Here is a 16,704-nt window from a genome sequence, read left to right on the forward strand (position 1 = left end):
CAGCTCTCGCCCACCACTCTTCCCCACGACGGACGGGGCGGTGGGTCAAACGTCCAGGCTTCAGCCGCTAGAGGGCGCCGGGTCCGCAACCGCGGACGGTCACCGGCCGAGGACGAGGTAGCCGAGGCCGAGGACACCCCGGTAACCGCCGACGTACTGGCGCAACCTGTCGTCGAGTTCCGCGCGGACCTCGGCCGCGCGGGGATCCTCCGGGTACGCCAACAGCCACTCCTGCCGGCCGGCGAGCCAGGTCGACTCGAAGTCGTCCCATTCCCGCTGGTCGGCGGTGCTCAGGTGCAGCAAGCGCCAGCCCCGCTGTCGGGCGGTCTCGACCAGTCCGGAGAGGGTCGGGACCTCCGGACCGAAGATTTCGGCGATCTCCGCCGTGGGGGACCGCTCCCAGTACGCGTCGCCGAACAGCAGCCGCCCGCCGGGCCGGACCACTGCGGCGAGGGCGTCGAGGGCGGCCTCGGTGCCGCCGAAGGCATGTGCCGAGCCGATGCAGAGGACCCGGTCGGCCGGCTCCTGCCAGGCCGCCGCTTCCCCCATCACGAAGGCGACGTGCCGGTTCAGCGACCGACCAGCCGCCAGCCGCCGCCCTCGGGCGAGCGCGGCCTCGTCGGTGTCGACGCCGACGCCGCGCGTCGCGACCGGGCCGGAGACACCGCCGGCGGCGACCGCCCGCAGCAGCAGCTCACCCCAACCACAGCCGAGGTCGAGCACGCGCGCGCCGGGGCGGACGTCGAGCCGTTGCAGCAGCAACGCGGCGTGCTCCGGCGAGAGCGGAGTGTTCCAGCGCATCCGCGCGTGACGGCTGGCGGCGAGGTGGTCGGTTGACTGCATCCGTTGAGAGTGTCAAGCCGTGCGCCGGGTCCGGCACCGGGGCGTACGGCAGGATCGGTGAGATGGACGCGGAGCGTGCGGGGCCGGCGCGGCGGCCGACCCCGCAGGAGGTGGCGGCGGCGGCCGGTCGGGGTCTGCCGGACATCATCGGTCCCGGGCTGCGCGTGCTGTTCTGCGGCTACAACCCGGGCCTGTACTCGGCAGCGGTGGGGGAGCCGTTCGCCCGCCGGGGCAGCCGTTTCTGGCCGGCCCTGCACGGGGCCGGCTTCACCGACCGCCAACTGCACTCATGGGAACGCGACGAGCTGTTGCGGCAGGGCCTGGGTATCACCAGCCTGAGCAACAGGGCCACCGCCCGCGCCGCCGAGCTGACCCCGGAGGAGCTGGTCGCCGGGGTGACCGGGTTGGCGATGAAGGCCGAGCGCTACCGGCCGAGCTGGGTGGCGATCCTCGGGGTGACCGCGTACCGGATCGCCTTCGCCCGACCGAAGGCCGGGCTGGGCCCGCGACCGGACCGGCTGGGCCCGGCCCAGGTCTGGGTGCTGCCGAACCCCAGCGGTCTGAACGCGCACTTCCCGCTGCCGGCGTTGACCGCCGAGTTCGCCAAGCTGCGGCAGGCCCTCGACCCCTAGCCGGCCGTGGCGACCAGCCCCTGGTAGTAGGGCTGCATCGCCGGGTGGTAGTCGTCGAACTCCGGGCGGGGCGAGCCGTCCCGGGAGGCGACCAGCAGGTCCAGGTAGTACTCCCAACCGGCACCCACCTCGGCGATGCCCTCCACGCTGCTCAGGTGCTGCACGAACCGCAGCTCGGTGGTGCCGTCGGTCTCGGTCAGCGACAGCTCCAACAGCCAGCTGCCGTAGTCGTCGACCATCGACACGGCGAGGTGCTGCCGCGGTTCGCACGCGTCGATGCGCACCTCGCACCAGGGTTGCTGCTCCTCGTACGTCATCTGGACCCGGATGGTCCGTCCGGGCCCGGCGTCGCCCTCCCACGGGCCGAACCAGCGGGCCGTACGCTCCGGCTCGGTCAGGCTGGCCCAGACGTCGGCCGCCGGGGCGCGAAAGGTTCGCGTGAGGACGAGATCGTGGCCGGTGTCGGTCTGGAACAGGCGTCCGGCGGGCGTGCGGGTCATGCCGTTTGCTCCCTTCGGTGCTCCGCCGGGCCGCGGCTGCGGCGCTCTCGGCGGGTGCGATAGACCTCGGTCTCCAACGCGTCGAGGTGCCGGCCCCACCGGTCGGTGGCCGCGAGCGCGGCGAGCCAGTCGACCAGCGGGGCGAGCGGGCGCGGATCGAGTCGGTAGATCCGCTGTCGGCCGACCATCTCGTCGTGCACCAGACCGCTCTCGCGTAGTAGCCGCAGGTGGCGGCTGATCGCGGGTCGGCTGATCACGAATCGCTGGGCGATGTCACCAGCGGACAGCGACTCGTCGCGCAGCAGGGTCAGGATGTGCCGTCGTACCGGGTCCGCGATCGCGGTGGCCACCTCGTTCACCTGGAAAGCGTAACCTATGGGTTACGGGTCGGGGTGGTGAAGGCCACGGACGGCCGCATGTCGCCGCGTCGATGGTGGGCACATGATCACTTGACCTGGCACTCTTTATGGATGGCCGCCCTCCTTCGCTCCCGCCTGACCGACTGGACGTTCGTCGTACCCGTGCTCGCCGTCCTGATATTGATGGTCACCTGGGGGCGGAGCCTGCCTGGGCCCGTCATCGTGGTTGTCGCGGTGCTGCTGGGCGGCGCGGTGCTCGCGGCGGTGCACCACGCTGAGGTGGTCGCCCACCGGGTGGGGGAGCCGTACGGGTCCCTAGTGCTCGCCGTCGCGGTCACAGTGATCGAGGTGGCCCTGATCGTCACGCTCATGATCAGCGGGCCGGAGAAGACCCAGTCGCTCGCCCGCGACACCGTCTTCGCCGCCGTCATGATCACCTGCAACGGAATACTGGGCCTGTCCCTGCTGCTCGGGGCGCTGCGCCGCCGCGTGGCGGTGTTCAACCCGGAGGGCACCGGCGGAGCCCTGGCCACCGTGATCACCCTGGCCACCCTGAGTCTGGTCATCCCGACCTTCACCACGGCCCGGCCCGGCCCGGAGTTCAGCCCGGCCCAACTCGCCTTCGCCGCCGTCGCCTCGCTGGCGCTCTACGGGCTGTTCGTGCTCGTGCAGACCGGCCGGCACCGCGACTACTTCCTTCCGGTCGACAGCCGGGGCCAGGTCATCGAGACGGAGGAGCACGCCAAGCCGCCCACGACCCGTGCGGCGATGGTCAGCCTGGGCCTGCTGCTGGTGGCGCTGGTCGCGGTGGTCGGCGACGCCAAGACCGTCTCGCCGACCATCGAGGCCGGCGTCGCCGCGGCGAACCTGCCGCACGCGTTCGTCGGCGTGATCATCGCCCTGCTCGTGCTGCTGCCGGAGACCCTGGCCGCCGCCCGCGCCGCCCGCCGCGACCGCGTGCAGACCAGCCTGAACCTCGCGCTCGGCTCGGCGATGGCCAGCATCGGCCTGACCATCCCGGCCATCGCGATCGCCTCGATCTGGCTGGACGGCCCGCTGCTGCTCGGCCTGGGCGGCACCCAGCTCGCCCTGCTCGCGCTCACCGCCGTGACCGCCGTCCTCACAGTGGTGCCCGGCCGGGCCAACGTGTTGCAGGGCGGCGTACACCTGGTGCTGATGGCCGCCTTCGTCTTCCTGGCCGCCAGCCCGTGACCCGCACGGTCCGCCGGCTCACCGAGTGACCCGCACGGTCCGCCGGCTCGTCGCGTGACCCGCACGGCCCGTCGGCCCGTCGCGTGGCCCGCGCGGCCCGTCGGCTCAGCCGGTGGGCGGCGGGTCGCCCGCGAGGCGCTCCGCGCGGGCGTTCAGGTAGCGCTGCTGCGCCAGGTTCGTCGAGCGCGCCGCCGCCATCCGGTACGCCTCCCGCGCCGCGAGCCGCTCGCCCTCCAGCTCCCACAGGTGGGCGCGGGCGGCCGGCAGTCGAGGGTCGTCGGCGAGACGGGGGTCGTCGGCCAGGTCGGCGAGCAACGCCAACCCGGCCGGCGCGCCCCGGCTCATGGCCACCGCCACCGCGTGGTTGAGCGCCACCACCGGGTTGTCGGACATCCCGAGGAGCACCTCGTACAGCGCGGTGATCTGCGCCCAGTCGGTGGCCGCCGCGCTGGGCGCCTCGTCGTGCACGGCCGCGATGGCCGCCTGGAGCTGGTACGCCCCGACCGCCCCGCGCGGTAGCGCCCCGGTGATCAGCTCGACCCCCTCGGCGATCTGGTCGGCCCGCCACCGGGAGCGGTCCTGCTCGGCCATCGGCACCAGCTCACCGTGCCGGCCGATCCGCGCCGGGGCGCGAGCGTCGGTGAGCAGCATCAACGCGAGCAACCCGGTGACCTCGGGGTCCTCGGGCGCCAGCCGGCGCACCAGCCGGGTCAGCCGGATCGCCTCGGCGGTCAGGTCGGCGCGCAGCAACCCGGGCCCGGCGGTGCGGGCGTACCCCTCCGTGAAGATCAGATAGAGCACGTGCAGCACGGCGGCGAGCCGGTCGGCGCGCTCCGGGCCGGTGGGCGGCGCGAACCGCAACCCACTGTCACGGATCCGCTGCTTGCCCCGACTGATCCGCCGGGTCATCGTCGCCTCCGGCACCAGGAACGCGCGCGCCACCTCGGCGGTGCTCAGCCCGCCCACCGCCCGCAGGGTGAGCGCGATCTGCGACGCCGCCGACAGCGCCGGGTGACAGCACAGGAACAACAGGATGAGCGTGTCGTCGGCGTCCGCCGGCGGACGGTCGGCGCCGGGGGCGCGCCACTGCTCCGGGAGCACCCACCGGGCCACCGTGTCCTCCCGCCGCATCCGGGCCTGCTCGCGACGCAGCAGGTCGGTCAGCCGACGGGACGCCACGGTGATCAGCCAGCCACGCGGATTCTCCGGTACGCCGTCGCGCGGCCAACTGTGCGCCGCAGCGATCAGCGCCTCCTGCACCGCGTCCTCGGCCGTGTCGAAGTGCCCGTAGCGGCGGACCAGCGCGCCGAGGACCTGCGGCGCCAGTTCGCGCAGCAGGTCCTCGGCGGGAGTCTCCGGCACCCGGTCAGCCGGCCAGGTCCTCGACACCGTCGAGCACCGGCCGCACGTCCACGTACCCACCGGGGGCGTCCGGGTCGACCAGGCCGGCGGCGATCTCGGTGGCCCGGTCGAAGCTGGCGCACTCCACGATGGTGTAGCCGGCGAGGACCTCCTGCGTCTCCGGGTACGGGCCGTCGGTGATCACTGGTGCCCCCTCGCGCACCTGCACCCGGCGGGCGTGCACCGGCTCGCTCAGGCCCCGGGCGTCAACCAACTCCCCGGACTCGGCCAGCGCCTGGTGGAAGGTCTCCATGTGCTGGTGCATCGCCGCGATCTGCTCGGCCGACATCGCCGGCCGGTCGGAAGCCCGCCCGGACAGCACGTCGTAGTCCTGCTGCGACCCGTAGAGCAAAATCATGTACTTCACGGTTCTTCCCTCCTCCTCCGGTGAGGACACCACCCCGGCGCCCTCACCGGAAACGTCGAACCTCAACCCCCCACCCGGACATCCCACCGACCTCGGGTCTGCCTCCCACCCGAACCGGTGATCGTGAAGTTGGCGTCGCGACACGCCGAGCGGGGTGACGCCAACTCCGTGATCACCGAGGGGCGCTGTGGTGGGTGGGGCCTAGGTTGGCGGGATGACTGTGGTGTGGGTGGTGGTGGGGATCTTCGTCGTCGTGGCGGGGGTGGCGTTTGGCGTCGTGGTGCGGCGGGGGCGGGTCGGCGAGGTGGGGGGCGACGACTCTCGGGCTGGGCGGGACGCTCGTGCTCGCCAGCACCGGTACGAGGCAGAGCGGCACGGTGACCAGGGTGACACGTGGCAGCGCGGTCGTGAGTCGGGTGGTTGACGTCGGCTGCGACTGCCCGCCCAGGCTCAGTGCACGTGAACCGTCCGGCCGTGCCGTGCGTGAAACCGGTGACGGGCGTTGCGGTCCTATCGTCGGGGTACTACCAGCCTGAGTACCGATGTCTGGGGAGGCACAGTGGGGGCACGGTTCGGACGCGACGCGCGGGGCCCGTTGGCGGGGCTGCTGATCGCCGCACTGGTCTCCCTCGCCTGCGCCGGCGGTGGGCTGGCCGAGCCGGAGGCCGAGCGCCCCGGGGCGAACCCGTCGGCAGCCTCACCGGGGCCGAGCACCACCCGGGCCGACAGCACCACGAGCGTCGCCGAGTTCGAGCAGGACGTCGCCGACGCGCAGGCGGTCGCCGAGCGGTACTGGGCGGCCCAGTTCAAGGAGTCCGGGCAACGATTCCAGCCGATCCGGCGGATCATCCCGTACCAGCGCGACGGCGAGGTGTCCTGTGGCGGCCAGGCGTTGCCCCGCAACAACGCCGTCTACTGCTCGCGCGGCGACTTCATCGCGTACGACGTCGCCTGGTCGGTGGCGGCGTTCCGCCAGGTCGGCGACGCGTTCGTGTTCTACCTGCTCGGGCACGAGTACGCGCACGCCATCCAGGTGCGGCTCGGCATCAACTACAGCTTCACCATCCAGCAGGAGTTGCAGGCCGACTGCATGGCCGGGGCGTACCTCGGCGACTCGGTTCGCTCGGAGGCCCTGACCCTCGCCGAGGGCGACCTGGACGAGTTCCGGGAGGGGGTGGCGGCGGTCGGCGACGACCCGGACCAGCCGTGGTTCGCGGAAGGGGCGCACGGCACCGCCGAGCAGCGCACCGACATGTTCTTCCGGGGGTACGAGGGTTCCCTGAAGGAGTGCGACCTGGGCTGAGCGGGGTTGCCCGGATCACCCTGGCGCCCGTTGCCGCCACCAGCCCCGGCGGCTGCTGGCAGGATCGCCGGTGTCGGTCACGACCCTGGAGGTTCCGCTGAGCAGCCATCACCCCGCCGCTGTGCTCTTCGACATGGACGGCACGTTGGTCGACAGCGAGAAGCTGTGGGACGTCGCGTTGCAGGAACTCGCGAAGGAGTACGGCGGGGAACTCTCCGTCGACGCCCGCCAGTCGATCATCGGCACCGCCATGGCCGAGTCGATGCGCATCCTGCACGACGACCTGGGGCAGCCCGAACGGGATCCGGAGATCAGCGCGGCGTGGATCAACGCCCGGATCCTGGAGTTGTTCCGCACCGGCCTGCCCTGGCAGCCGGGGGCGTTCGAGCTGTTGCGCGCGGTCCGCGCGGCGGGAATCCCCACCGCGCTGGTCACCTCCAGCCCCCGGGCGCTGGTCGAGATCGCCCTGGACACCCTCGGTCGGGACAACTTCGACACTGTGGTCGCCGGTGACGAGGTGGTGGCGGCCAAGCCGCACCCCGAGCCGTACCTGACCGCGGCCCGGCTGCTGGGTGTGCCGATCGAGCGTTGTGTGGCGATCGAGGATTCACCGACCGGCGTGGCCAGCGCGCTCGCCTCGGGCGCGGCAGTGCTGGCCGTCCCTGCGGAGGTGCCGCTCGCCGACACTGTCGGCGTACACCAGGTGGAGAACCTGACCGGCGTCGACCTGGACCTGCTCGCCGGGCTGGTGAACGACCGGGCCGGCGCGACCGGCTGACCGGGTCGGCGCGCGGGTCACTGCTGTTCGGCGAAGACCGCCCCGACCACCTGGTAGCTGTCGAACGCTCTCGCGGCCCCCGCGTAAGCGGCGAGGTGGATGAACAGTTCGACGATCTCCTCCTTGGTCACCCCCGAGGTCAGGGCGATGCGTAACTGGCCGCGGAGCGGCTCGTGGGTGCCGAGGGCGGCGGCGATCGCCACTGAGACCAGGCAACGGCTGCGAAGGTCCAGACCTTCCCGTGGCCAGGCCTCGCCGAAGGTCTGCACCGTGGCGAGACGACGAAAATCCTGCCCGACCGATGGCTCACCCTTGCCGAGTGGCAGCACCAGCGGCTGACCGAGCAGCCGCTCGGCATTGTCGAGTGCCCGCTGGTACGCGTCCTGATCGGTCATCTCATCGTCCTCAGCCGCCCGCCGCCCGGTTCGCGGGCGGGCCGGCGCCGTGCCGGCACCACCAGCCTGGCAGTCTCGGTTGCCACGTGGGGCGAATTTGGCAGGCCGGACGGCCGGGGCCCCCGGTCGCGCGGATGGCGACCAGGGGCCTCGGCAGTGCCGATCAGTCGTGGGCGATGGCGCCCAGGACGTTGATCCGGGCCGCCCGGACGGCCGGGAGCACCGCGGCCACCACGCCGATGATGGCGGCGAGGCCGAGGAAGACACCCATCTGCCCCCAGGGCAGGATCAGGTCGGTGATGCCCTCGTCCTTGAGCGCCTCGACCACAGCGGCGCCGAGGCCGGTGCCCACCACCACGCCGAGCAGCGCGCCGAACACCGAGATCACCACCGCCTCCACGGTGATCATGCCCATGGTCTGGGACCGGCGTAGGCCGATCGCCCGCAGCAGACCCAACTCGCGGGTCCGCTCCAGCACCGACAGGGCCAGGGTGTTGATGATGCCCAGCACGGCGATCACGATGGCCAGCGCGAGCAGGATCTGGATCATCGTGAGCAGCCCGTCGAGCGAGCTGGTCTGCTGCTTGATGAACGCGTCCCGGTCGGCCACCGACACCTCGGGGCTGTCCGCGAGCAACGCCTCCACCTGCGGCTGGACGTCGGACACCCGGGTGCCCGGGTCCAGCTGGATGAAGCCCTGGATGGGCTGCGGGATCGCGAAGTCCTTCGCCGCGGTCACCGGCAACGTCACCGGGTTGGTCAGCTGCGACGACTCGTAGATGCCGCTGATCGTGTAGGTGCGTGCCTCGCCCCGGGTCAGTTGCACGTTGACGGTGGAACCCACCGACCAGCCACGGGACGTGGCAGTGTCCGAGCTGGCGAGCATCTGGGTCGGCCCGAGCCGGTCGATGTCACCGGCGGTCGGCTTCGCGCCGAAGATCTGCCGCAGCGACGCGATGTCGCTGCTCGCCGCGACCCAGGTGCCCTCGCCGTCGATCCGCCCCATGTCGCCGTACTCGCCGTCGACCAACCGCACACCGGGCAGGGCCTTGGCCTGGTCCAGTACGCCCGGGTCGAACGTCGGCGGACGCGGGCCGCCCTGCTGGCCGGCGATCACCAGCTCGGCCTTGATGGTGTCCTGGGCGAGCGCGCTGATGCTGCCCTTGGCCGAGTCGAGGATGACAGTGACGCCGGTGACCAGCGCGATGCCGACCATCAGCGCGGCGGCCGTGATGGCCGTACGACGGGGGTTGCGCCCCGAGTTGAGCCGGCCCAGCTGGCCCGGCACCGACCAGGAGAAGATCGCGCCGAGCAGGCTCACCACCGGCCGGCTGATCAGCGGAGTCAGCAACGCCACCCCGATGAAGGCGAACAGCACCCCACCGAGGATGGTCGACAGCGTCTGACCGCCGGCGTTGCCACTGAGCCCGAGGAACAGCAGCACCGCGCCGACGCCGGTGACCAGCGACCCGGCCACCGTGACCTTTGTCAACGGTCGGTCCGGGGTGGCCACGTCCTGCATGGCAGCGATCGGTGGGATCCGGGACGCCCGCAGCGCCGGCAGCAGCGCCGCCACCACGGTGATCACCAGACCGACGGCGAACGAACCGATCACCGCCGCCGCCGGCACGCCGATCCCGGCCAGGGTGAGCCCACCGGCGAGCTTGCCGAACAGGAACGCCAGCAGCGCGCCCACCCCGATGCCGGCGGCGAGGCCGAGCACCGACGCGATCAACCCCACCGCGATGGCCTCCAGCACCACCGAACCGATGATCTGCCGGCCACTGGCCCCGATGGCGCGCATCAGCGCCAACTCCCGGGTCCGCTGCGCCACGATGATCGAGAAGGTGTTGAGGATCAGGAAGGTGCCCACCAGCAGCGCCACAGCGGCGAAGCCGAGCAGGATCTTGTTGAAGAAGGACAGGCCCTCCTTCAGGCTGGCCGAGGCGTCCGCGGCCACCTGCTTGCCGGTCTTCACCTCGAAGTCCGCGCCCAGGGTGCGGGCCACGTCGTCGCGCAGCTTCTCGTCCGAGACCCCGCCGGCGGCCTGCACGGTGATGCTGCTGAACACGTCCGGCTCGCCCAGCATCAGCCGCTGCGCCACCGGCGTGGTGAAGAAGACCTCGTTGACCCCGCCGATCGAGTCCCGGTCACCGCTGTAACCGAAGACGCCGACCAGTGTGAAATCACGCTTCTTCGACTCGAACGCGGTCAGCACGCCGACCTTCTGGCCGACCTGCACCTTCGCTGCCGTGGCCAACGCCTTGTTGATGACGATCTCATCCTCGGCCTGCGGCGCGCGCCCCTCACGCAGCTTCAGCAGCTCGCTCTCGCCGGTCCAGTTCTCGCCCAACTGCGGCGGACCGAACGAGGTGACGACCTTGCCGTTGCTGCCGATCACCCGGGCGCCGTCGGCGTTGACCACACCGGTCGCCGAGGCCGCCCCCGGCACCTGCTTCACCCGGTCCACCAGGGCGGCCGGCAGCGGGGCGACTGTCTGCTCGCCCTCCATCTCGTTGACCTGCACCTTCGGCTTCGCCGCGACGTTCACGTCGATCTCGGAGAAACCGTCGGCGAAGACCGAGTCGAAGGATCGACCCAGCGTGTCGGTGAGCACGAACGCGCCGGAGACGAACATCACCCCGAGCACCACCGCCAGGCCGGACAGGATCAGCCGGACCTTACGGGCCAGCAGACTCTTCAGCGTCGCGCGGAACATCAGTTGCCCACCTCGGCCGGAGTGTCCAGCTTCTTCATGGTGTCCAGCACCGTCTCGGCGGTCGGCTCGATCAGCTCCGAGACGATCTCGCCGTCGGCGAGGAAGACCACCCGGTCGGCGTACGCGGCGGCCGTCGGGTCGTGGGTGACCATCACGATGGTCTGCCCGTGCTCCCGAACCGAGTTACGCAGGAAGTTGAGCACCTCCGCGCCGGAGCGCGAGTCCAGGTTGCCGGTCGGCTCGTCCGCGAAGATCACCTCGGGGCGGGAGACCAGCGCCCGGGCGCACGCCACCCGCTGCTGCTGCCCACCGGAGAGCTGCGCCGGCCGGTGGTCCAGCCGGTCCTTCAGACCCACCGTCTCGATCACCGTGTCGTACCAGGCCGGGTCCGGCTTGCGCCCGGCGATCGACAGCGGCAGCAGGATGTTCTCCTTGGCGGTCAGCGTCGGCAGCAGGTTGAACTGCTGGAAGATGAAGCCCACCTTGTCGCGGCGCAGCTTCGTCAGCCCCGCGTCGCCCAGCCCCGTGACCGTCGTCTCACCGATCGACACCGTCCCCCGGGTCACCGAGTCCAGACCGGCCAGGCAGTGCATCAGCGTGGACTTACCGGAACCCGACGGGCCCATGATCGCGGTGAAGCGGCCACGTTCGAACTCCGCGCTGACCCCCCGCAGCGCGATGACCTGAGCCTCGCCGCTGCCGTACACCTTCCACACGTCGTTCGCCCGGGCCGCGGCCTGCGCCTGCTGGCCTACCGTCGCGGTCACGTCATCTACCTCTTCCGTCTGTCCGAAAATGCACGCCGCCCCCCGATGGTCCGGCGCGACTGTTCAATCATCGGTGCTGCATACATCCGCCCCGTCCGACCCTGGGGGGACCTGGCGCGGATTTCCCGCTGCGGGTGCACCCCCATGTCGGATCAGGGTTGCCCCTGAGTCGACGGCCGGTCGACCGTTTTTCACCTCGGCGGCGGGCGGCAGCACCGACACTTGCACCTGACGCCACAGGAGGGTCAACCGAACTACGCCATCTCCGGTCACGGTAGGTGACGACGGCAACGGTAGCCGTCCCCCCACGGAGGGATCTTCGAGTACGCCGGGTGAGGTACCCGGGCCGGCGGAACTACGCCCGGGGGCGGACCAGCCCCGACTCGTACGCCAGTACCACCGCCTGCACCCGGTCGCGCAGGCGCAGCTTGGTCAGCACATGCCCGACGTGCGTCTTGATGGTGGTTTCGCTCACTGACAGGACCGTCGCGATCTCGGCGTTGGACAGCCCCCGTGCGACCTGCACGAGCACCTCGCGCTCCCGGTCGGTGAGCGCGTTGAGCGTCGCCGACGGCGTCGCCGCCGGGTCGGGCAGCAGCTCGGCGAAGCGGTCCAGCAGTCGCCGCAGGATCCGAGGTGTCACCACCGCGTCCCCGCCGGCGACAGTGCGGATGGCCGCGATCAGATCCTCCGCCGGCACGTCCTTGGCCAGGAATCCGCGGGCGCCGGCCCGCAACGCGCCCACCACGTACTCGTCCAGGTCGAAGGTGGTGAGCACCAGCACCCGTACCGGCAGTCGGGCGTCGACGATGGCCCGGGTCGCCGCCACCCCGTCCATCCGGGGCATCCGGATGTCCATCAGTACGACGTCGGGCAGCAGCCGGCGGGACAACTCCACCGCCTCCACGCCGTCACCGGCCTCAGCCACCACGTCCAGGTCGCTCTCGGCGCCCAGCACCATCCGGAACCCGGTCCGCAGCAGCGGCTGGTCGTCGGCGAGCAGGATCCGCACCGGCCGCGCCGAGGGCGCCTGATCGGTCATCTCGTCTCCCGTCCCGCCGACGTCGTGGCGCGCACCGGTCATCCTCGCGTACCGGAGCCGGTACGTCGCGGATCACCGTAGAGGCCGGCCGGTCGACCTGTCCCGACCGCGGCGGCACCGTTGCGGTCGGGTCGGCGGCGGCGGAGTGCGGCAGGCGGTCCCGGCGGCCCGAACAGCCGTGCCGTTCGCGTCGCTCAGGAGGCCGTCACTCGTCAGCGCCCGGCGCCACCGGAGTGGACCGGGAGTCACGCAGCGGGTCGGCGCTCGCCGCGGTGACCGGGAACGGCGGCGGGGTGCCGCCGAAGCTGGGACAGAGCGCCTGGTGGCTGCACCAGTCGCAGAGCCGGCTCGGCCGGGGCCGGAAATCCTGCCGGGCGGTGGCCTGCTCGATGGCCCGCCACAGCGCCACCACTGTGCGCTCGAAGCGGACCAGCTCGTCGGCGTCCGGGGTGTAATCCAACACCTCGGCGTCGCGCAGGTAGAGCAGCCGCAGCACCCGGGGCACCACCCCTCGGGTGCGCCACAGCACCAGGGCGTAGAACTTCAGCTGGAACAGCGCCCGCGCCTCGAACGCCTCCCGCGGGGCGCCCCCGGTCTTGTAGTCGACCACGCGCAGCGCGCCGTCGGGCGCGACGTCGAGCCGGTCGAGGTAGCCGCGGATCAGCAACTCCTCGTCGACGACCGCGGAGATCAGGCTCTCGCGTTCGGCCGGCTCCAGCCGGGTCGGATCCTCCACCGCGAAGTAACCCTGCAACAACCCGGCGGCGGAGCGGAGGAACTCCACCGGGCCGGCCGGCTCCGCGCCGTCGAAGATCCCGGCCAGCTCCGGCTGCTCGGTGACCAGCCGGTCCCACTGGGGGGCCACCAGGTCACCGGCCGCCTCCGGCGTGCGGCCGGTGGCCGGCAGGTCGAACAGGCGCTCCAGCACCGCGTGCACCAACGTGCCCCGGGCCTGCTCGATGGTGGTGCGCTCGGGCAGCCGGTCGATGCTGCGGAACCGGTAGAGCAGCGGGCAGGTCTTGAAATCCGCCGCCCGCGACGGGGACAGCGAGGCCCGCACCGTCGGCGGCGCCTGCGCCGCGGGGGAGGGCTGGGAGGTGGTGACCGATTCCGCCGTCATGTCGGCAAAGGTTAGGGCACCGGTGCGACACCGACCGCCGCCCGCCCCACCCAGCGACGGTCCGTAGCATCGTGGCGATGGAGCAGACAACCAGGCCGCCACGCCGACCGGACCGACGCCTCGGCCTGAACGTCGGCAAGGTGTTCGGGGTGCCGCTGCACCTCAACGGCTCCATGGTCCTGCTCGCGGTGCTCATCGCGGTGCTCTACGGCGAGTTCGCCCGTCGACAACTGAACCTGCCGCAGCTCAGCGGCTACCTGATCGGCTTCGGGTTCGTCGTGTCGCTGCTCGGCTCGGTGCTGCTGCACGAGCTGGGCCACGCCCTCACCGCCCGGCGGTACGGCATCGGTGTGCGCGGGATCACCCTTGAGCTGCTCGGCGGTTACACCGAGATGGACCGGGACGCCCCGTCGGCCCGCGTCGACCTGCTGGTCTCGCTGGCCGGCCCGGCGGTCTCCGCGGTGCTCGGCGTCCTGGCGGTCGCCGCCACGCTCGCCCTGCCCGAGGGGACCGTGGCCCACCAGCTCGCCTTCCAGCTCGCGGTCAGCAACGTCATCGTGGCGGTGTTCAACAGCCTGCCCGGGCTGCCACTCGACGGCGGCCGGGCGCTGCGCGCCGCCGTGTGGGGTCTCACCCGCGACCGGCACCTCGGCACCGAGGTCGCCGGGTGGGCCGGCCGGGTCGTCGCCGTCGGCACCGCGGCCCTGGTCCTGCTGCTCACCGTCGAGCGGCGGCTGGCGCCGCTGGCGCTGCCGCTGATGCTGCTGGTCGCCGTCACCCTCTGGCGTGGCGCCGGGCAGTCGATCCGGGCAGCCCGGGTCAGCCGCCGGTTCCCGCTGATCGACCTCGCCCGGCTGGCCCGTCCGGTCTGGCCGGCGGCCACCGGTACGCCACTGGCCGAGGCCCAGCGCCGACGCGACGAGAGCGGGCAGCCTGCCGCCGCGCTGCTGGTCACCGACTCCACCGGCCGACCGGTGGCGCTGGTCGACCCGGCCGCCGCCGAAGCGGTGCCGATCGAGCGCCGACCGTGGCTGGCGGTGGACGCCGTCGCCCGCTCGCTGGGCACCCTTCCCACGTTGTCGGTCGGGTGGGACGGCGAGCGGGTGATGGAGGCCGTACAGACCCACCCGGGCGCACAGTACGTGGTGACGTCAGGCGAAGATGTCGTCGGCATTCTGCACATCGCGGACCTGGCACAGCTCCTCGAACCCAACCGGAAGATGACACCGTGACCGCAACTCCCTCCACCGTCGCCGCCGACCCCGCCAACCCGGCGCTGACACCCGTGCACCGCGGGCCGTTCCGGCCCGGCGACCGGGTCCAGCTGACCGACCCCAAGGGGCGGATGCACACAGTGACGCTGGAGCCCGGCAAGGAGTTCCACACCCACCGCGGCATCCTGGCGCACGACGCGCTGATCGGGCTCCCCGACGGCAGCGTGGTGACCACCTCCGGCGGCGGCACCGCGTTCCTGGCCCTGCGGCCGCTCCTGTCGGACTACGTGCTGTCCATGCCGCGCGGCGCCCAGGTGATCTACCCCAAGGACTCGGCGCAGATCGTGGCGATGGGCGACATCTTCCCCGGCGCGAAGGTCCTCGAGGCCGGCGCGGGCTCCGGCGCGCTGAGCTGCTCCCTGCTGCGCGCCGTCGGCACCGAGGGTGAGCTGCACTCGTTCGAACTGCGTGACGACTTCGCCCAGATCGCCAAGCGCAATGTCGAGGCGTTCTTCAACGGGCCGCACCCCTCGTGGAACCTGCACGTCGGCGACGTCGCGCAGTGCCGCGAGACGGGCTTCGACCGGATCATCCTGGACATGTTGACCCCCTGGGAGACCCTCGACATGGTCGAGCGGGCACTCGTGCCCGGCGGGGTGTTCATCGGCTACGTCGCCACCACACCGCAGCTCTCCGAACTGGTGGAGGCGCTGCGCGAGCGCGGCGGCTGGACCGAGCCGCGGGCCTGGGAGTCCCTGGTGCGCGACTGGCACGCCGAGGGCCTCGCCGTCCGTCCGGACCACCGGATGATCGCGCACACCGCCTTCCTGGTGTCCGCGCGCAAGCTGGCCCCCGGGGTAACCGCGCCGCCGCGCCGACGCAAACCCAGCAAGGGCACCGAGGCGTACGCGCAGCGCCGCCAGGACCTGCGCGCGGCGGAGGCGGCCCGACAGGCCGCCGCCGCGCAGGCCGCGGACGCGCAACCCAACGGTGCGGGGGAGATGGACAGGCCGTGACCATCGAGCTGGGTGTCGGCAGCGCCGAGCACTGGGAGACGCTGGCATGAGCCGACCGGGCTACGGCGGTGGAGACCTCCCCGCGGTCTTTCCCGACTGGTCGCCCTACCAGGATCTGGAGTCTGCGGCGCGGGCCTACCTGCGCGACCCGGACGTCGCCCTGGAGGCGCTCGGCGGCGTGCTGCGCGGCGCGTCGGTGCTCGGCTTCACCCTGGAGCGCTTCGTCAACGAGGTCAACGGGGTGTGGCAGGAGGTCGTGGTCTGCGACGGCAGCCGGCTGATCCTCTGGCACGGCGAGGACGTCCCGCCGGAGGAGGGCCCGCCGGGCTCGATGACCTCGTCGCTGCGGGTGGTGCCGGTCTCCACAGTCACCGAGGTGGGCTGCCGGCGGCGGCTCAATCGTGCCGAGAGCGGCGAGATCCGGGTCGACAGCATCGACGTCTACCTGCTGCTCACCTCGTTGGACGAGGCGCCGCCGAGCGAGGAGATGGCCGGCACGCCCCGGCACGACGCGTTGCGCTTCGGCAAGACCCTCGACGACGGCGGGGCCGGGCAGATCGCCCGGTTGGAGGAGTTCGCGCGGTTGGTCGCCTCGGTGGTCGGCCGTCCGATGCTCTGAGGCGTACCCCGAACTGGGCCCGGCCGGGCCGTCGTGGCCCGGCCGGTGGGTCAGTCTTCCTCGGCGTCCGGGCCGGCGACCTCGACGCCGTCGCCGCGCACCACGTGGATGCAGTCGCCCGGGCACTCCTTCGCGGAGTCGATCACCTCGAGTCGCAGGTGCGCGGGGACGTCGACCCGGCTGCCCGGTGCCATCCGCAGCTCACCGTCGACGCCCTTGACGTAGGCCAGGCCGTCGATGTCGAACTCGAAAACCTCCGGCGCGTACTGCACGCACAGCCCGTCGCCCGTGCAGAGGTCCTGGTCGACCCAGACCTGCAATTCGTCGGTCGCGACCTCGGCCACCTGTGCACCCCCCATGTTCTCCCGTGCCACGCTCCGACGGTACCCGAACGCCGGTAACGGCCCGTCAGGCCAC

19 protein-coding genes are annotated in these 16,704 nt (G+C 72.1%); 8 read left to right on the plus strand and 11 right to left on the minus strand.

The window, feature by feature from the left end:
• Window positions 1–99: 99 nt before the first annotated feature.
• Window positions 100–843, minus strand: a complete 744-nt coding sequence (locus AB0B98_RS18595) for a methyltransferase domain-containing protein (RefSeq protein WP_238672326.1) — start codon at window positions 841–843, stop codon at window positions 100–102.
• Window positions 844–905: 62 nt separating this feature from the next.
• On the opposite strand from AB0B98_RS18595, the gene mug reads away from it, so the two are divergent.
• The gene (gene mug, locus AB0B98_RS18600) at window positions 906–1,475 is read left to right on the plus strand and encodes a G/U mismatch-specific DNA glycosylase (RefSeq protein WP_357364214.1); all 570 of its coding nucleotides are present in this window, start codon (window positions 906–908) and stop codon (window positions 1,473–1,475) included.
• On the opposite strand, the gene AB0B98_RS18605 is transcribed toward mug, so the two are convergent.
• On the minus strand, window positions 1,472–1,975 hold the full coding sequence (locus tag AB0B98_RS18605) for an SRPBCC family protein (protein ID WP_357364037.1): 504 nt from the start codon (window positions 1,973–1,975) through the stop codon (window positions 1,472–1,474). The genes mug and AB0B98_RS18605 overlap by 4 nt on opposite strands.
• Entirely contained in the window at window positions 1,972–2,334 is a 363-nt protein-coding gene (locus AB0B98_RS18610; protein WP_357364039.1) for a metalloregulator ArsR/SmtB family transcription factor, read from the minus strand. The genes AB0B98_RS18605 and AB0B98_RS18610 overlap by 4 nt, the downstream gene beginning before the upstream one ends.
• A 111-nt stretch (window positions 2,335–2,445) precedes the next feature.
• Between AB0B98_RS18610 and AB0B98_RS18615 the strand changes: the two genes are divergently transcribed.
• Complete coding sequence (locus tag AB0B98_RS18615) at window positions 2,446–3,546, plus strand: ionic transporter y4hA (RefSeq protein WP_238672322.1); 1,101 nt, start codon at window positions 2,446–2,448, stop codon at window positions 3,544–3,546.
• 105 nt (window positions 3,547–3,651) lie between these two features.
• Here the strand turns inward: AB0B98_RS18615 and AB0B98_RS18620 are convergent, their stop codons facing one another.
• Both AB0B98_RS18620 and AB0B98_RS18625 read right to left on the minus strand, forming a co-directional pair.
• A complete protein-coding gene (locus tag AB0B98_RS18620; RefSeq protein ID WP_357364041.1) occupies window positions 3,652–4,935 on the minus strand; it encodes a DUF6596 domain-containing protein in 1,284 nt (427 codons plus the stop codon).
• Entirely contained in the window at window positions 4,913–5,305 is a 393-nt protein-coding gene (locus AB0B98_RS18625; protein WP_258395694.1) for a YciI family protein, read from the minus strand. Before AB0B98_RS18625 ends, AB0B98_RS18620 begins: the two co-directional genes overlap by 23 nt.
• A 223-nt stretch (window positions 5,306–5,528) precedes the next feature.
• On the opposite strand from AB0B98_RS18625, the gene AB0B98_RS18630 reads away from it, so the two are divergent.
• The 3 genes from AB0B98_RS18630 (at window position 5,529) to AB0B98_RS18640 (ending at window position 7,395) form a co-directional block, all read left to right on the plus strand.
• Window positions 5,529–5,738 (plus strand): hypothetical protein, encoded by a 210-nt coding sequence (locus tag AB0B98_RS18630; RefSeq protein WP_357364043.1) that lies wholly within the window; start codon window positions 5,529–5,531, stop codon window positions 5,736–5,738.
• A gap of 135 nt (window positions 5,739–5,873) precedes the next feature.
• Entirely contained in the window at window positions 5,874–6,617 is a 744-nt protein-coding gene (locus tag AB0B98_RS18635) for a neutral zinc metallopeptidase (protein ID WP_238672320.1), read from the plus strand.
• 121 nt (window positions 6,618–6,738) lie between these two features.
• Window positions 6,739–7,395, plus strand: a complete 657-nt coding sequence (locus AB0B98_RS18640) for an HAD family phosphatase (protein ID WP_357364216.1) — start codon at window positions 6,739–6,741, stop codon at window positions 7,393–7,395.
• A 17-nt stretch (window positions 7,396–7,412) separates the two neighbouring features.
• On the opposite strand, the gene AB0B98_RS18645 is transcribed toward AB0B98_RS18640, so the two are convergent.
• The 5 genes from AB0B98_RS18645 to AB0B98_RS18665 all read right to left on the minus strand — a co-directional run bounded on the left by AB0B98_RS18645 (window position 7,413) and on the right by AB0B98_RS18665 (window position 13,438).
• The gene (locus AB0B98_RS18645; protein ID WP_357364045.1) at window positions 7,413–7,790 is read right to left on the minus strand and encodes a carboxymuconolactone decarboxylase family protein; all 378 of its coding nucleotides are present in this window, start codon (window positions 7,788–7,790) and stop codon (window positions 7,413–7,415) included.
• A 163-nt stretch (window positions 7,791–7,953) separates the two neighbouring features.
• Window positions 7,954–10,509, minus strand: coding sequence for an FtsX-like permease family protein (locus tag AB0B98_RS18650; RefSeq protein WP_357364047.1), 2,556 nt, complete (start codon window positions 10,507–10,509; stop codon window positions 7,954–7,956).
• Window positions 10,509–11,276, minus strand: coding sequence for an ABC transporter ATP-binding protein (locus AB0B98_RS18655; RefSeq protein WP_030332873.1), 768 nt, complete (start codon window positions 11,274–11,276; stop codon window positions 10,509–10,511). Before AB0B98_RS18655 ends, AB0B98_RS18650 begins: the two co-directional genes overlap by 1 nt.
• A 355-nt stretch (window positions 11,277–11,631) precedes the next feature.
• On the minus strand, window positions 11,632–12,318 hold the full coding sequence (locus AB0B98_RS18660) for a response regulator transcription factor (RefSeq protein ID WP_357364048.1): 687 nt from the start codon (window positions 12,316–12,318) through the stop codon (window positions 11,632–11,634).
• 205 nt (window positions 12,319–12,523) lie between these two features.
• On the minus strand, window positions 12,524–13,438 hold the full coding sequence (locus AB0B98_RS18665; RefSeq protein WP_357364050.1) for a PD-(D/E)XK nuclease family protein: 915 nt from the start codon (window positions 13,436–13,438) through the stop codon (window positions 12,524–12,526).
• Between the two features lie 77 nt (window positions 13,439–13,515).
• On the opposite strand from AB0B98_RS18665, the gene AB0B98_RS18670 reads away from it, so the two are divergent.
• From AB0B98_RS18670 to AB0B98_RS18680, 3 genes are read left to right on the plus strand one after another with little or no spacing between them, the layout of a single operon-like run.
• Window positions 13,516–14,670 (plus strand): site-2 protease family protein, encoded by a 1,155-nt coding sequence (locus AB0B98_RS18670; RefSeq protein WP_357364052.1) that lies wholly within the window; start codon window positions 13,516–13,518, stop codon window positions 14,668–14,670.
• Between the two features lie 44 nt (window positions 14,671–14,714).
• Window positions 14,715–15,668, plus strand: coding sequence for a tRNA (adenine-N1)-methyltransferase (locus AB0B98_RS18675; RefSeq protein ID WP_238672358.1), 954 nt, complete (start codon window positions 14,715–14,717; stop codon window positions 15,666–15,668).
• A 46-nt stretch (window positions 15,669–15,714) separates the two neighbouring features.
• A complete protein-coding gene (locus AB0B98_RS18680; protein ID WP_091408625.1) occupies window positions 15,715–16,287 on the plus strand; it encodes a hypothetical protein in 573 nt (190 codons plus the stop codon).
• A gap of 50 nt (window positions 16,288–16,337) precedes the next feature.
• Here AB0B98_RS18680 and AB0B98_RS18685 read toward each other — a convergent pair whose 3' ends face one another.
• Window positions 16,338–16,631 (minus strand): ferredoxin, encoded by a 294-nt coding sequence (locus tag AB0B98_RS18685; RefSeq protein WP_091408893.1) that lies wholly within the window; start codon window positions 16,629–16,631, stop codon window positions 16,338–16,340.
• Window positions 16,632–16,704 lie beyond the last annotated feature (73 nt).

It is taken from the genome of Micromonospora sp. NPDC048947 (assembly GCF_040649495.1).
In the GTDB taxonomy this organism is placed as follows: domain Bacteria; phylum Actinomycetota; class Actinomycetes; order Mycobacteriales; family Micromonosporaceae; genus Micromonospora; species Micromonospora alfalfae.

What these genes read in the sequence shown, in the direction of transcription:
- AB0B98_RS18650 (WP_357364047.1), bottom strand. Translation starts at nt 10,509, where the DNA reads ATGTTCCGCGCGACGCTGAAGAGTCTGCTGGCCCGTAAGGTCCGGCTG.
- AB0B98_RS18595 (WP_238672326.1), bottom strand. Translation starts at nt 843, where the DNA reads ATGCAGTCAACCGACCACCTCGCCGCCAGCCGTCACGCGCGGATGCGC.
- AB0B98_RS18680 (WP_091408625.1), top strand. Translation starts at nt 15,715, where the DNA reads ATGAGCCGACCGGGCTACGGCGGTGGAGACCTCCCCGCGGTCTTTCCC.
- AB0B98_RS18605 (WP_357364037.1), bottom strand. Translation starts at nt 1,975, where the DNA reads ATGACCCGCACGCCCGCCGGACGCCTGTTCCAGACCGACACCGGCCAC.
- AB0B98_RS18630 (WP_357364043.1), top strand. Translation starts at nt 5,529, where the DNA reads ATGACTGTGGTGTGGGTGGTGGTGGGGATCTTCGTCGTCGTGGCGGGG.
- AB0B98_RS18660 (WP_357364048.1), bottom strand. Translation starts at nt 12,318, where the DNA reads ATGACCGATCAGGCGCCCTCGGCGCGGCCGGTGCGGATCCTGCTCGCC.
- AB0B98_RS18615 (WP_238672322.1), top strand. Translation starts at nt 2,446, where the DNA reads ATGGCCGCCCTCCTTCGCTCCCGCCTGACCGACTGGACGTTCGTCGTA.
- AB0B98_RS18645 (WP_357364045.1), bottom strand. Translation starts at nt 7,790, where the DNA reads ATGACCGATCAGGACGCGTACCAGCGGGCACTCGACAATGCCGAGCGG.
- AB0B98_RS18665 (WP_357364050.1), bottom strand. Translation starts at nt 13,438, where the DNA reads ATGACGGCGGAATCGGTCACCACCTCCCAGCCCTCCCCCGCGGCGCAG.
- AB0B98_RS18625 (WP_258395694.1), bottom strand. Translation starts at nt 5,305, where the DNA reads ATGATTTTGCTCTACGGGTCGCAGCAGGACTACGACGTGCTGTCCGGG.
- mug (WP_357364214.1), top strand. Translation starts at nt 906, where the DNA reads ATGGACGCGGAGCGTGCGGGGCCGGCGCGGCGGCCGACCCCGCAGGAG.
- AB0B98_RS18670 (WP_357364052.1), top strand. Translation starts at nt 13,516, where the DNA reads ATGGAGCAGACAACCAGGCCGCCACGCCGACCGGACCGACGCCTCGGC.